Here is a 13020-nt window from a genome sequence, read left to right as displayed (position 1 = left end):
ATGAGCATAGCCCGCTTCCCATTCTGGCGCGTGGTGCCCAAACACGGGAGCAGCCAGCGGAGCGGCGAATTCATCCTTCCTGTCATGCCCCCGGCCACCGCCGGACCGGATGGCGCACCGCATATCATGGGCGGGGTTGCACTGGCGGCGATCGTCGACGCGATGCAGCTCGACAGCGAGCTGCCGCTGCTGTGGGCGCATGTGCAGTTCCTCGGGCCGACGCAACACGCGGAAGAGCTGGTGCTGCAAGTCGAGCAATGCGGCGGCGGGCAGGCCGTGGCGCAATATGCGGCAAGCGCTCACGTCAATGCCCGCCCCACCCACCGGGCCAGCGGGGCGCTGGGCTATCGCGAGCCCTATGAGCAGGCGCTGTTCGCGCGAATGCCCGAAGTGGTCGGCCCCGATGACGCGACGCCGGTCGAGATCAGCCATTCCTCGCCCGGCGGCCTGCCCGACCAGTTCGAATATCGCGTTGCGCTGCATGACGAGCGGCGCGGAACCCATGCCGTCTGGACCCGCTCGCGCGCGGATTTCGCCATCGACGCGGGCTGGCTGGCGATCATTTCCGACCTGTTCCTTGGCGCGCATCCGGCTTCGCGCGGCGGGTCGAGCCTCGATGCCATGTTCCGCTTCGTGCAGGGCGCCGATCCGGGCTGGGTGCTGTCCGTGACCGAATTCGCCGCTTTCGAACGCGGCACCGTCCATGGCTCGGCACGGCATTTTGCCGAAGACGGGCGATTGCTGGCGATTTCGAGCCAGACCGGGGTGCTGCCGCGCATCCCGCGGGGAGATTTGGGATGACCACACCTTTGTTCGATCAATGGCGCAGCCGTTCGCCGAATTACGACGAGACCCACGAAGCCGTGTGCGACAGCGTGCGCACTTTCGTCACTCGCGAGATCGTGCCGCATGTCGACGAGTGGGAAGCGGCGGGCCAGTTGCCGCGCGAGCTGCACCGCAAAGCCGCCGAAGCGGGCGTGCTGGGGCTGGGCTATCCCGAGGAATATGGCGGCAGCGGCACGCTGGAGCAGCGCGGCTTCGACATCTTTCATTCGCTGGTCCAGTCGGAAGAGCTGTGCCGCCCCGGTGCGGGCGGCATTCCTGCCTCGCTGATGACGCACGGCATCGGCCTGCCGCCCATCCTCGCGGCGGGAAGCGAGGAGATGAAGCGCCGGATCGCGCCGCAAGTGCTGTCGGGCGAAAGGATCATCTGCCTGGGCATCACCGAGCCGGGCGGCGGGTCCGACGTCGCCAATCTCAGGACGCGGGCGGAGAATCGCGGCAGCCATTATGTCGTCAACGGCGCCAAGACGCTGATCACTTCGGGCATGCGCGCCGACTACATCACGCTGGCGGTGCGCACCGGGGGCGAAGGCATGGGCGGGGTCTCGCTGCTGCTGGTCGAAACCGACCGCCCCGGCGTCAGCCGCACGGCCCTGCAGAAAATGGGCTGGCACGCGTCGGACACCGCAACGATCCATTTCGACGATGTCGAAGTGCCCGCCGAAAACCTGATCGGCCCCGAGAATGCCGGCTTCGGTGCGATCATGCGCAATTTCAACGGCGAGCGGCTGGGCATGGCGCAGCAGGCGGCGGCTTTCTCGCGGCTGTGCTTCGAGGACGCGCTCGACTGGGCGCGCAGCCGCGAAACCTTCGGGCGGCCGCTCGCGACCCGCCAGTCGATCCGCCACAAGCTGGCGCGGATGCTGCAGATGATCCAAGCGACGCAGGCGATGATCGACCATGCCGCGTGGACCGTGCGTGCTGGCAAGCCCTTCCCCGGCGATTTCGCGCTGCTCAAGGTGCAGGCCACGCAGACCATGGAATATTGCGCGCGCGAGGCGTGCCAGATCCTGGGCGGGGCGAGCTTCGTGCGCGGCGGCCGGGTCGAACGGATCTATCGCGAAGTGCGCGTGATGGCGATCGGCGGCGGCTCGGAAGAAATCATGTACGACCTCGCCAGCCGCCAGTTCGGCATGTGAGCGCAGCCTTGCTGCCGTAGCGGCTTTGACTCTCCGGATCGCCCGGCGCATGCAGGGCCGGAAGGAGAGCCCCATGTCCAAGCAGAACCGCGAATTCGACATCATCATCTATGGTGCAACCGGCTACACCGGTCGGCTGGTCGCCGAATATCTCGACAAGCACTATGGCGATCGAGCGGACGGCCCCAAATGGGCGATGGCCGGGCGCAGCCTCGACAAGCTCGAGGCGGTGCGCGACGCGATCGGCGCGCCGGAAACTACGCCGCTGGTGGTGGCCGATGCCGACGATCCGGCCAGCCTCGAGGCGATGTGCAACCGGACCCGCGTGGTCCTCACCACCGTCGGCCCGTACCAGCTTTATGGCGACGCGCTCGTCGCGGCCTGCGTCAAGACCGGCACCGACTATGCCGATCTGTGCGGCGAGCCGGTGTGGATGCGGCAGAAGATCGACGAGCATATGGAAGCCGCCAAGGCTTCGGGCGCGCATATCTGCTTTTCGTCGGGTTTCGATTCAATCCCCTTCGATCTCGGCGTGTTGATGGCGCAAAAGGAAGCGGTGAAGCGCTTCGGCAAGCCCGCACCGCGCGTAAAGGGGCGCGTGCGCGGCATGGCCGGGGGCGCTTCGGGCGGCACGGTCGCCAGCCTCACCGAAACGATGAAGACAGTGGCCAAGCATCCCTCGCTATTCGGAATCCTGCGCAGCTCGTTCGGCCTCACGCCCGGCTTCGAAGGGCCGGACCAGCCATCAGGCATGATCCCCGGCTATGAGGAGGCCTTTGGCAAATGGGCCGCGCCTTTCGTGATGGCGCCGATCAACACCAAGAACGTCCACCGCACCAATTTCCTGCTCGGCCACCCGTGGGGCGAGGACTTCAAATATGACGAAATGGTGCTGACCAGCCCGGGCGAAGCGGGCAAGAAGATGGCCGAAGGCGCGGTCGAGCTGATGAAGAACCCGTTCGGCGCAAAGCCGCCCAAGCCGGGCGAAGGGCCGACCAAGGATGAGCGCGAGAACGGCTATTACGACATCGCCTTCCTCGCCGAAATGCCCGATGGCCAGTCGCTGATCTATGGCGTGAAGGGCAAATACGATCCCGGCTATGGCTCGACCAGCCGCATGCTCGCCGAAACCGGGATCGCGCTGCTTTCATGCGACAAGCCCGGCGGCGTGGGCACGCCCGGCTATTTCCTCGGCGAGTCGCTGGTCGACCGGCTGCAGCAGAATGCGGAGATCAGTTTCGCAGCAGAGGATTGAGGCCGGACGAAACGAAACGGGGCCGGATTAACCGGCCCCGCCACTCGTTGATCAGAAGCTGAAGCGAAGGCTGGCCTTCAGGTTGCGCCCTACCAGCGGGACGAAATCCTTGGTGAAGCTGGCGTGGCGACGCCCGGTCACGTCGAAGACATTGTCGGCTGCGAGGACGAGCGTGACATTTTCCTGCCCCTGTAGCGGGCGCCACGAGAGCGACAGATTGACCAGCGCGAAGGAATCGGTCGGGGTTTCGAACTCCGCGACCTTGTCCTGCCTGGCGAACCATTCGACTTCGGCGCGCGCGTCAAAAGCATCGGTCTGCGCTTCGAGCGCGCCGAGCAGGCTCAGCGGCGGGATGCGCGGGATCGCCGACCCGTCATCGAGCTTGGCGCGCACATATTCGCCGCGCAGATCGGCCAGCAGGCGATAGCTGTCGGCATCCACCAGCGGGAAGCTGACCGAGCCTTCGACCCCGAAATAGTCGGCATCGCTCTGCAAATATTCGAACACCGGCAGGTCGTCTTCCTTGAGGCCGGTTTCGGACAGGTAGATGTAGTCGCTGAACCAGTTCTTGAAGACCGCGAAGCTCACCGTCGCCGCGCCGATTTCGCCGCGAACGAAGCCCTCGAGCCCGATCGCGCTTTCGGTGCCGAGCCCCGGATCGCCCATTTCATAGGCCTGGGTGGCGATGTGCGGCCCGTCCGAAAACAGTTCTTCGGCGCTCGGCGCGCGTTCGGCATGCGACAGATTGATCCCGGTGCGCAGGCCGTATTGCGGTTCGAACACCACGCCCAATGCGCCCGAGATCGCATCGAAGCTGCGCGCAATGCCGAGCGGCTGCGATTCGACCTTGGTCGTTTCAAAGCGGCCCGCCGCTTCGAGCTGCACCGGCCCGCTGCCGAATTCCTGCAGCGTGAACAGCGCGAACTGGTCGGTGGTGTTGGGCGCGACATAGGCTTCGGCGCCTTCGGCATAGAAGTCGCGGTGGAAGTACTGGCTGCCGATCGAACCGCGCCAGCTGCCCGTGTCCTTCTGCGCCAGCTCAACCCGCGCTTCGAGGCTTTCGGAATCGAACGTGGTGCCGACCTCGTCCCCTTCGAATTCGGTGTGGGTGTAATCGCTATAGCCAAGGCGCGCGATCAGCTTGGAGAAGGCGCCGTCACCCAGCCCCAATTCGGCGCGCATATCGGCGCGGAGCTGTTCGAGACCGATCGAGACGAGGCCTTCGCCATGGCCCTCTTCTCCCTCCGCTTCGCCTTCACCTTCGTGATGGCCCGCGCCCGGGCGGATCGGGACGCCGTAATTCGTGTCGTACCAGCCCAGCGAGAAGCCGAGCGAATTGTCGCCATCGATAAAGGCGAAGCCCGCATTGGCGCTCCAGGTGCGGGTGGCGGTGTTGGGCAGCACGCCGCGCTGGTTGGCGCCTTCGCGCAGCTCGTCCGCCAGCTCCAGATGACCCTCCTCTTCCTCTTCGTCCGCATCGGCGAGCAGGTCCGCGCGCAATTCCGGAGCGACTGCATATCCCGGGATCTCCATGTCGTTGGTGTCGCGCCAGCTGCCGCTGGCATGCACCACGAAGCGCTGGCCCAGCGGCACGTCGACCGATGCGCCGAATTCGGCGAGGTCGAAGGCCGAATCCCAGCTCGCCATTCCGTCGACATGGACCGGCTCGTCGGGCACCCGGCGCGGGATACGCTTGTCGACCACATTCACCGCGCCGCCGATCGCCTGGCTGCCATAGAGCAGCACGGCGGGGCCGCGCAGCACTTCGATCCGTTCCGAAGTCAGCGGATCGATCGTGGTGGCATGGTCGACCGAAGTGTTGGAGACGTCGCTGGTCGAAAGCCCGTCAACCAGCACGCGCACGCGCTCGCCCGAGAAGCCGCGCAGCACCGGGCGCGAGGCGCCGGGGGTGAAGCCGGTGGCGGAAACGCCGGGCAGCTTGACCAGCACTTCGCCGATCTGGCCCGCAAGGTTGCGCTGGAGTTCGCCGCCTTCGAGCACCGAAGTGCCCGCCAGCACATCGAGCTGGTGCAGGCCGGTGGCGCTGACCACGATATTGCCCTGGTAGTCGACCCGGCGATCGTGAAGGTCGTCCTCGATATCCTGCGGCTGTTCCGCCTGCGCTCCATCCTGCGCCAGCTCCTCCCCTTCGGCGAATGCCGGTTGGGAAGTGAAGCAAAGCGCCAGCGCGCTGGCCATGGCGAAGCGGGAAACCTGGTGGTTGCGCGAAAGAATCACGAAAAGCCTCATTGTAGGAAGTGCGATGGAGAGAATGTGATGATGTAACATTGCCGATAGCAATTCCCCGGCAGAGCGCAAGTTCCCTTTTTGCCCAATCGACGAAGGGGGCAGCCTAAACGGCAAACGGCATCGGCGTGCATTGCTGCACGCGATTCCGCTTTGACGCTGTCGAAGAAAATGGAGCGGGCGAAGAGATTCGAACTCTCGACCCCAACCTTGGCAAGGTTGTGCTCTACCCCTGAGCTACGCCCGCTCACTGGCGCTCCGCAATGTGGCCCGAATGGCACTCCATCGCTGGGGAGGCGGCGCGATTAGCAGCGGGCGGGCAGAGCCGCAAGCGGAAAATGTCGCGCTTGCGGAGTCGCATGCGCAAGGCCACATTCGCCCTTCACATCCGCGCGATCCGCCCCACATGGGGGCAGCGCAATCCCGGCACAATCGTGCCGTCCCGCACGAATCAGGAGCACGCAGCGTGGCAAGCATGGGTCTCAATCTCGACGAGCAGAAAGCGGTCGACCGGTTCCGCAAGAACGTGGTCGAACCTTCGATGAGCAAGCTCGTCGTGCTCGATTTCTGGGCCGAATGGTGCGGGCCGTGCAAGGCGCTGGCGCCGCTGCTGGAAAAAGTCGCGGCCGAATATGCCGACAAGGGCGTGGTGCTGGTCAAGGTCAATGTCGATGAGGAACAGTTCATCGCCGCGCAGTTCCAGGTGCGATCGATCCCCACGGTCTATGCCATGTTCCAGGGCCAGCCGGTGGCCGATCTAACGCAGGCGCGCACCGAATCGCAACTGAAACAGATGCTCGACCAGATCCTGGCGCAACTGCCGGTGCAGGCCGGCGCGGGCGGCGAAGCACAGCAACAGGACGTCAGCCAGTTCGTCGCCATGGGCGAACAGGTGCTGGCCGAAGGCGACGGCGCGCGCGCCGCAACGATCTTTGCACAAGTGGTCGAAATGGCGCCCGACAATGTGCCCGCGCATGCCGGGCTGATCCGCGCGCTGGTGGCGGCAGGCGAAGCACCGAATGCGCAGCAGGTGTTCGACGCGCTCGATCCGGCGATCCAGCAGGATCCGGCGATGGCGGCGGCGAAGAGCGCGCTCGAACTCGCCGCCAGCCAGGTCGATGACAGCGAGCTGGCCGCGCTGCGCGAAGCCGCGGCAGCCGCCCCCGATGACATGGACAAGCAGTTCGCCTTTGCCGAGGCCGCCTTTGCCGCCGGTGCACGCGATGACGCGGCCGACACGCTGCTGGCCATGATCGCCCGCGACATAGAGTGGAACGAAGGCGCCGCGCGCGCCAAACTGCTCAAGATCTTCGAAGCGGTCGGGCTGGAGGACGAATGGGTGAAGGCCGCGCGCAGGCGGCTTTCGCAGATCCTGTTCGGCTGAGGCTGTGTCGACGCGCCTCTCGATCTTCCCCCTTCCCGGCGTGATCCTGTTCCCCGGGCTGCAGCTGCCGCTGCACATCTTCGAGCCGCGCTATCGCGCGCTGGTGGGTGACGCGCTGGTGCGCGACCGCCGCATCGCGATGATCCAGCCGCAACGCCCGGTCGAAGGCGCGCCGCTCTATTCGATCGGCTGCGTGGGGCGGATCGGCGAGATCGAAGCGATGGATGACGGGCGCTACAACCTCGTGCTCGAAGGCCAGGCGCGCTTCCGCATCATCCGCGAACTCGACGTCACGACTGCGTTCCGCCAGGTCGAAGCCGAACTGATCGAGGAAGACGAGGACGCGGTCCTCTCGGCGGTCGAACGCGCCGGTTTCGAGCGCGAAGCGCGGCGCTTTGCCGACAACCAGGGCTACAGCGTCGACTGGGCCTCGGTCGAGCGGCTCGACGATGAAACGCTGATCAACGGCGTGGCGCAGATCGCGCCGTTCGATCCGGCGAGCAAGCAGGCGCTGCTCGAAGCGCCCGACCTGCCCGCCCGCTGCGAATTGCTGATCCAGCTGATGTATTTCTATGGCCGCCGCGATGGCGACGACGATCGGGTCACGCTGCAGTAGGGCCTAGATCCCGAAGCTGCCCTTCAGCCCGTCGATCACATATTGCGCGGCCAGCGCCGCCAGCAGCACACCGAGCAGCCGCGTGATCACCGCTTCGACCCGGTCGCCGAGCAAGCGGATTAGCGGGCCTGCCGAAACCAGCGCCGCCGCCGTGATCACCAGCACTGCGCCGAGCGCCGCCAAGACCACCAGCGATTCCTCCAGCCCGTTCGCCTCGTTCATCAGCAGCATCACCGCCGCGATCGCGCCCGGCCCTGCGAGCATCGGCATCGCCATGGGGAATACAGAGACGTCCTCGATCTCGGGACTGGCCGCGACCTTCTCAGCACGCTCCTCGCGCCGCTGGGTACGCTTTTCGAACACCATGTCGAAGGCGATGAAGAACAGCATCAGCCCGCCTGCGATGCGGAAGCTGTTGAGTTCGATATGCAGTGCCGACAGCAGGTCTTCGCCGAACAGCGCGAAGATCAGCAGGATCACGGTCGCGATGAAGCTCGCCCGCAGCGCCATATTGCGTGCCTGCAGCGGCGGTGCGCCCTTGGTCAGCCCCGCATAGATCGGCGCACAGCCCGGCGGGTCGATCACCACGAACAGGGTGATAAAGGCGGAGATGAACAGCTCGGTCACTGGCCGCCCGCCGGAGGCCCGACTTCGAGCCGCAGCACTTCGACCATTTCGTCATCCAGCAGCATGGTCACGCGGAAGCGGCGCGAACGATCGAGCGATACATCCCATTCATAGGCGAGGCTGCCGTCCATCGACCTGCCCGCGCCCCGTCCGGGGATTTCGAGATCGAGGCCGGTGGCGATGACGATTTCCCTGCCTGCGCGGCAGTCGGCCACTTCCGTGCCGATGAATTCAGGCTCGACCAGCGGCTGCGCCAGCACGTCGCCCTGGTCCATCACCCAGCGATATGTGCGATCCTTCTGCCGCTGCCACACGGTAGTGAAATAGCCATTCGATCCGTCGGGCCGCTGCCATGCGCCCTTCGTCACCGCGAGCGAGCCGTCGCAGCTCATCCACACCTGGTGCGGCTGCCACGCAACGCTTTGCGCGGGGTTCGCGCGACCCCTGAGCCACGACTTTGCGGCAACCGGCTCGGGCACGAACATCACCCCGTCATCCGCGGCATATTCGGCAAAGGCGCTCCATTGCCCCTTCTCGCGCGCAAGCCGCGCAAAGGCTATTTCGGTCGCGACCACATCGCTCGGCTGCGCCTGCCCCGGCGCCCCGGCCAGCGCGCGGTTGATGATGCGATCGGGGAAGCTCTGGCGCGGGCTCGAGGAACAGGCGGCCAGCACGGACAGCGCGGCGAGGAGCAGCAGTTTCTTCATAGCCCCTCCGGCACCTCCAGCCCTTCATTGCGGTAAGCCGCGACCAGCGAATTGCGCAGCAGCACTGCGATCGTCATCGGCCCGACCCCGCCTGGCACCGGAGTGATCGCGCCCGCGACTTCGCGCGCTTCGGCAAAATCGACGTCGCCCACCAGCTTGCCCTTCTCCGCACCCGGTTCGGGCGGGAGGCGGTTGATGCCCACGTCGATCACGGTAGCGCCCGGCTTGAGCCAGCTCGCCTTGACCATTTCGGGGCGGCCCACGGCGGCCACCACGATATCGGCGCGGTGCACCACGTCGGGCAGGTCTTTCGTGCGGCTATGCGCGATGGTGACAGTGCAATTCTCCGCCAGCAGCAGTTGCGCCATCGGCTTGCCCACGAGGATCGAACGTCCGATCACCACCGCGTCGAGGCCCGAAAGGCTGCCAAGCTGGTCCTTGAGCAGCATCAGCGAGCCGAGCGGCGTGCACGGCACCAGTCCGGGCAGGCCCAGCGCCAGCCGGCCGGTGCTGGTCGGCGTCAATCCGTCGACGTCCTTGTCCGGGCTGATCCGCGCCACCACCGCCTGTTCATCGAGATGCCCCGGCAGCGGAAGCTGCACGAGGATGCCGTCAACCGCGGGATCGGCATTGAGCCGGTCTACCAGCGCGATCAGCGCATCCTGCGAAGTGTCCTGCGGCAAGCGATGTTCGAAGCTGGCCATGCCGCACGCGACCGTCTGCTTCGCCTTGGAAGCGACATAGACCTGGCTCGCCGGGTCTTCGCCCACCAGCACCACCGCCAGCCCGGCCTTGCGCCCCGCCCTGGCTTCGAATGCGCCGGCAAGTTCGCCCACCTGCTCGCGCAGGCCGGCCGCAAACGCCTTGCCGTCGATCAGCCTCGCGGTCATCAAACGCTCCGGATTATGCCTTCGAGCACGATCAGCACGATGTTGAGCACTATGATCAACACCAGTGGGCTGAAGTCGATCGCGCCGGTGCTGGGCATGAGATTGCGGATCGGCCGCAGCAGCGGGTCGAGCAGCCGGTTGATCGAATTGTAGAACGACATCAGGAAGTCGTTCGAGGCGTTCACCACATTGAAGGCGAACAGCAGCCCGATCACGAACTGGATGATGATCAGCATCACCAGCACGTTGCTGAGCATCGCGATGATATCGTAGAGCGTGTAGAGAGCCTGCATCTAACCTGCTTCCGTTTTCTGCGTCCCGAAGTTGCGTGTTACCCGAGTAACACGCCAAGGGCCAGCCCCCGCCGAGCCGCCCGTCCCGATTGCGCTAGCGCATCGATCAGGCGCGCACCAGCGTTCCGGCCCCGCGCGCTGTGAAGAATTCCAGCAACATGGCATGCGGCACGCGCCCGTCGAGCACCACCGCGGCTTCGCAGCCCGATTCGACCGCGTTCACGCAGGTTTCCAGCTTTGGAATCATGCCGCCGGAGATCGTGCCGTCGTCCTTGAGCCGCGCGATGTCGCCCGGCGTCAAATCGGTCATCAGCTGCCCCTGCTTGTCGAGCACGCCCGCCACATCGGTCAGCAGGAACAGCCGCGCTGCGCCCAGCGCCGCCGCGATCGCACCCGCCATGGTGTCGGCGTTGATGTTGTAGGTGTGGCCGTCTTCGCCTGCGCCGATCGGCGCGATGATCGGGATCATGCCCGCAGCCACCGCCGTGTCGATGATCTTGGTGTCGACATGGCTCGGTTCGCCCACGAAGCCCAGATCGATCGCGCGTTCGATATTGCTGTCGGGGTCGCGCGTGCTGCGCTCGACCTTGCGCGCCGTCACCAGCCCGCCGTCCTTGCCCGAAATGCCGATCGCCCGGCCGCCCGCGCCTGCTATCCAGCCGACCAGTTCCTTGTTGATCGCGCCCGAGAGGACCATTTCGGCGATTTCGGCGGTCGCTTTGTCGGTAACGCGCAAGCCGTCGACGAAAGTGCTTTCGACGCCCAGCTTCTTGAGCATGGCGCCGATCTGCGGACCGCCGCCGTGGACCACCACCGGGTTGATGCCCACGGCCTTGAGCAGCACGATGTCTTCGGCGAAGTCGCGCGCGGCCTCGGGATCGCCCATCGCATGGCCGCCATATTTCACCACGAAGGTGCGCCCGGCATAGCGCTGGAAATAGGGCAGCGCCTCGATCAGTACTTCGGCCTTCGCCAGCATGTTGGGATCGCTGCTCGCGCTCATCCGCTTCACTCCACTTCGCCCCTGGTGGCGCACGGCAGCGCGCTTAGCGGCTCAAGGCCGCGCTGCATAGCGCGAAGCGCGCCGTTCGCACCGCACCACTGCAAGCTAGCGGCCGAGTTCGGTCGCCAGCTCGGCGAAGTTCCGGTGACCGGTGACGGGAGTGACCCGTTCGGCCCACATCGCGTCGATCTGCTCTACGATCGCGGGCGGAACCACTTTCGCATCGCTGCCGACGTCATGTACCTTGGTCGATTCGAAGTCGGTAATGCCAAGCCGCGCGGTCATCGAATCGCAGATCATCTGGTCGTTGAACTTGTCCTTGTGCGCATACATGAACTCGCGGCTGGTCATGTCCTCGACCAGCGCGGCGAGCTCGTCGGTCAGCTCGATGGCCATGAAATCGGCCAGCATGCCGATCATCGCCGGGCGGTTCTTCACCACCCAGCGATAGCTCACCAGCAGCGTGTCGGGCTCGTCGCGGCGGGCCCACCAGCTGAGCAAATGGGTGTAGTAATCGCAGCCGCCCGGGCCGCCCATCAGCCATAAAGGCATGAATTCGTCGAGCGAGATCGAGCCGGGTTCGAACAGGTAACCTTCGAAGAAGCGGTGGAACGATGCATAGGTCTCGTGCGGATCGCGCAGCGTCACGACATAGCGCATGCCCGCAGGCAGGCGCTCGTATTCGCGGTGCGACTTGAACCCGCGCGGCGCGGCGCGCTGTTCCACCGTCATGTCGAAATCGTTCTGCAGCGCGACATCGTCCCATGGCGTCATCCGGCTGATGTCGTCGAAATCCATGTCGCCCTGACCAGTCGCGGCGCCCATGCGCAGCTGATGGAACATCTGCTGCATCATGGTGGTGCCGCTCTTGGCCCAGCTGGTGATGAAGACATCGCCCGCCTGCGGCTGATAGGGCCGGTAGTTGACAGGCTCCACCGCCTGAAGCGCCATAAGGTTCTGGCCGATTTCCTCGATCGTGCGGGCGCGGCGCCCAACTCCTGCTGTCATTGCAATTCCCTCTCCCCTGCGCCCCGGGCGAAGCTTATGCACTTTCGGCCCGGCGCGGCAAGGCAGAGCGCGATCAGAACGGGTTGATGCCGAAGCCGCGGCGCTGCAGATCGGCATGCGCGGCGGTGGCACTGGGCGCCATCTTCACGCCTTCGAGCAAATGCGCATTGCCCACGCCGTGATATTTCGCGGCGACCCCGCACACCCAGATCTCCGCTCCGCGCGCGACCAGGTCAGCGACATTGTTGTAGTTCTGGTTGCGCATCGGCGCGCCGTCGGCGTCCTTGTATTTCTCGCCATAGCGTGCGTCGTTCACCACATCGAACACCGCCGGGCCGTGCACCACGATCGCGACCTTGACCCGCGCCGGATCGACCCCCTCGGCCTCCATCGCGCGGATGTAGGCAAGCGCGCGGGCGAAAGAGCCGTTGGGCTTGCCCGCTTCGGACGGGCCGGCATCGAAGCTGTGCTTCCATTCCGCGTCGGCGGGGAATTCCATCTGGTTGGTGACGGTCACTTCGCCAGCGGCATGGTGGTCGGCCAGCGCGGGCGCGGCGAGCATGGCGAAAGCGAGTGCGGCAGATGCGATGATTTTCATTGATGCAAAGTCCCTGTTCGATGCCTGTCGACGTGCCTTAGCGCGGCCCGCCGCAAGTGACAAAGCTGGACCGGCGCGCCGAATTCAGGAAACTCCGCGCGCCTTCTCAAGCAGCGCCGAAATCTCGTCGAGCATCGCCAGCCTTTGCTTCTTGAGCTCCTCGGCATGTTCGTCGCTGGTCGGCTCGATCTCGGCCTCGACCCGGTGGATCGTGCGGTTGAGCTCGTGATAGCGCTCGGCGATGTTGGCGAAATGCGGGTCATCGACCTTGAGCCGCGTGAGCAGCGCCACATCGTCCGGAAAAGCCTCGTGAAGTTCGTGCGGGGTGTGCTGCGACATGGAACTGCCTCTCTCATCTCGTCCGATGGCGCATCATAGCACACCCCGCCCCCAAGCGGCGACCCGTCCCC

Annotated in this window: 14 protein-coding genes and 1 tRNA gene; 5 read left to right on the top strand and 10 right to left on the bottom strand. The window is 65.5% G+C overall.

Annotated elements, in window-relative coordinates:
- From ACUJ47_RS11200 to ACUJ47_RS11190, 3 genes are all read left to right on the top strand, one after another.
- Complete coding sequence (locus ACUJ47_RS11200) at positions 1-801, top strand: hypothetical protein (RefSeq protein WP_445538475.1); 801 nt, start codon at positions 1-3, stop codon at positions 799-801.
- Positions 798-1982: an acyl-CoA dehydrogenase family protein gene (locus tag ACUJ47_RS11195; RefSeq protein WP_445538474.1), complete on the top strand. Its 1185-nt coding sequence runs from the start codon at positions 798-800 to the stop codon at positions 1980-1982. The genes ACUJ47_RS11200 and ACUJ47_RS11195 overlap by 4 nt, the downstream gene beginning before the upstream one ends.
- A gap of 73 nt (positions 1983-2055) precedes the next feature.
- Entirely contained in the window at positions 2056-3237 is a 1182-nt protein-coding gene (locus ACUJ47_RS11190) for a saccharopine dehydrogenase family protein (protein ID WP_445538473.1), read from the top strand.
- 51 nt (positions 3238-3288) lie between these two features.
- Here ACUJ47_RS11190 and ACUJ47_RS11185 read toward each other — a convergent pair whose 3' ends face one another.
- Positions 3289-5487 carry a TonB-dependent receptor gene (locus tag ACUJ47_RS11185; protein ID WP_445538472.1) on the bottom strand — a complete coding sequence of 733 codons (2199 nt, stop codon included), beginning with the start codon at positions 5485-5487 and terminating at the stop codon, positions 3289-3291.
- 169 nt (positions 5488-5656) lie between these two features.
- A tRNA-Gly gene (locus tag ACUJ47_RS11180) sits at positions 5657-5731 on the bottom strand.
- A gap of 228 nt (positions 5732-5959) precedes the next feature.
- Here ACUJ47_RS11180 and ACUJ47_RS11175 point away from each other — a divergent pair.
- Entirely contained in the window at positions 5960-6868 is a 909-nt protein-coding gene (locus ACUJ47_RS11175) for a tetratricopeptide repeat protein (RefSeq protein ID WP_445538891.1), read from the top strand.
- Between the two features lie 4 nt (positions 6869-6872).
- A complete protein-coding gene (locus ACUJ47_RS11170; protein WP_445538471.1) occupies positions 6873-7484 on the top strand; it encodes an LON peptidase substrate-binding domain-containing protein in 612 nt (203 codons plus the stop codon).
- A 3-nt stretch (positions 7485-7487) separates the two neighbouring features.
- Here the strand turns inward: ACUJ47_RS11170 and ACUJ47_RS11165 are convergent, their stop codons facing one another.
- From ACUJ47_RS11165 to ACUJ47_RS11130, 8 genes are all read right to left on the bottom strand, one after another.
- Complete coding sequence (locus tag ACUJ47_RS11165) at positions 7488-8111, bottom strand: MarC family protein (protein WP_445538470.1); 624 nt, start codon at positions 8109-8111, stop codon at positions 7488-7490.
- Positions 8108-8818: a hypothetical protein gene (locus tag ACUJ47_RS11160; RefSeq protein ID WP_445538469.1), complete on the bottom strand. Its 711-nt coding sequence runs from the start codon at positions 8816-8818 to the stop codon at positions 8108-8110. Before ACUJ47_RS11160 ends, ACUJ47_RS11165 begins: the two co-directional genes overlap by 4 nt.
- Positions 8815-9708: a bifunctional methylenetetrahydrofolate dehydrogenase/methenyltetrahydrofolate cyclohydrolase FolD gene (folD, locus tag ACUJ47_RS11155; RefSeq protein ID WP_445538468.1), complete on the bottom strand. Its 894-nt coding sequence runs from the start codon at positions 9706-9708 to the stop codon at positions 8815-8817. Before folD ends, ACUJ47_RS11160 begins: the two co-directional genes overlap by 4 nt.
- The gene (locus ACUJ47_RS11150; RefSeq protein WP_445538467.1) at positions 9708-10001 is read right to left on the bottom strand and encodes a YggT family protein; all 294 of its coding nucleotides are present in this window, start codon (positions 9999-10001) and stop codon (positions 9708-9710) included. Before ACUJ47_RS11150 ends, folD begins: the two co-directional genes overlap by 1 nt.
- Positions 10002-10107: 106 nt before the next feature.
- Positions 10108-11004 (bottom strand): acetylglutamate kinase, encoded by an 897-nt coding sequence (gene argB, locus ACUJ47_RS11145; protein ID WP_445538466.1) that lies wholly within the window; start codon positions 11002-11004, stop codon positions 10108-10110.
- Between the two features lie 105 nt (positions 11005-11109).
- Positions 11110-12012 carry a sulfotransferase domain-containing protein gene (locus ACUJ47_RS11140; protein WP_445538465.1) on the bottom strand — a complete coding sequence of 301 codons (903 nt, stop codon included), beginning with the start codon at positions 12010-12012 and terminating at the stop codon, positions 11110-11112.
- 73 nt (positions 12013-12085) lie between these two features.
- Complete coding sequence (locus ACUJ47_RS11135) at positions 12086-12610, bottom strand: DsrE family protein (protein WP_445538464.1); 525 nt, start codon at positions 12608-12610, stop codon at positions 12086-12088.
- Positions 12611-12694: 84 nt separating this feature from the next.
- Positions 12695-12949, bottom strand: coding sequence for a YdcH family protein (locus ACUJ47_RS11130; RefSeq protein WP_445538463.1), 255 nt, complete (start codon positions 12947-12949; stop codon positions 12695-12697).
- Positions 12950-13020 lie beyond the last annotated feature (71 nt).

Source organism: Altererythrobacter sp. Z27 (genome assembly GCF_052683155.1).
This window is presented reverse-complemented; position numbering and strand designations above follow the sequence as displayed.

Bases quoted from the DNA above. Each gene is read 5' to 3' on its own strand.
- ACUJ47_RS11150 (WP_445538467.1), bottom strand. From the start codon at position 10,001: ATGCAGGCTCTCTACACGCTCTACGATATCATCGCGATGCTCAGCAAC.
- ACUJ47_RS11140 (WP_445538465.1), bottom strand. From the start codon at position 12,012: ATGACAGCAGGAGTTGGGCGCCGCGCCCGCACGATCGAGGAAATCGGC.
- ACUJ47_RS11175 (WP_445538891.1), top strand. From the start codon at position 5,960: ATGGGTCTCAATCTCGACGAGCAGAAAGCGGTCGACCGGTTCCGCAAG.
- ACUJ47_RS11200 (WP_445538475.1), top strand. From the start codon at position 1: ATGAGCATAGCCCGCTTCCCATTCTGGCGCGTGGTGCCCAAACACGGG.
- ACUJ47_RS11130 (WP_445538463.1), bottom strand. From the start codon at position 12,949: ATGTCGCAGCACACCCCGCACGAACTTCACGAGGCTTTTCCGGACGAT.
- ACUJ47_RS11135 (WP_445538464.1), bottom strand. From the start codon at position 12,610: ATGAAAATCATCGCATCTGCCGCACTCGCTTTCGCCATGCTCGCCGCG.
- folD (WP_445538468.1), bottom strand. From the start codon at position 9,708: ATGACCGCGAGGCTGATCGACGGCAAGGCGTTTGCGGCCGGCCTGCGC.
- argB (WP_445538466.1), bottom strand. From the start codon at position 11,004: ATGAGCGCGAGCAGCGATCCCAACATGCTGGCGAAGGCCGAAGTACTG.
- ACUJ47_RS11185 (WP_445538472.1), bottom strand. From the start codon at position 5,487: ATGAGGCTTTTCGTGATTCTTTCGCGCAACCACCAGGTTTCCCGCTTC.
- ACUJ47_RS11160 (WP_445538469.1), bottom strand. From the start codon at position 8,818: ATGAAGAAACTGCTGCTCCTCGCCGCGCTGTCCGTGCTGGCCGCCTGT.
- ACUJ47_RS11190 (WP_445538473.1), top strand. From the start codon at position 2,056: ATGTCCAAGCAGAACCGCGAATTCGACATCATCATCTATGGTGCAACC.
- ACUJ47_RS11195 (WP_445538474.1), top strand. From the start codon at position 798: ATGACCACACCTTTGTTCGATCAATGGCGCAGCCGTTCGCCGAATTAC.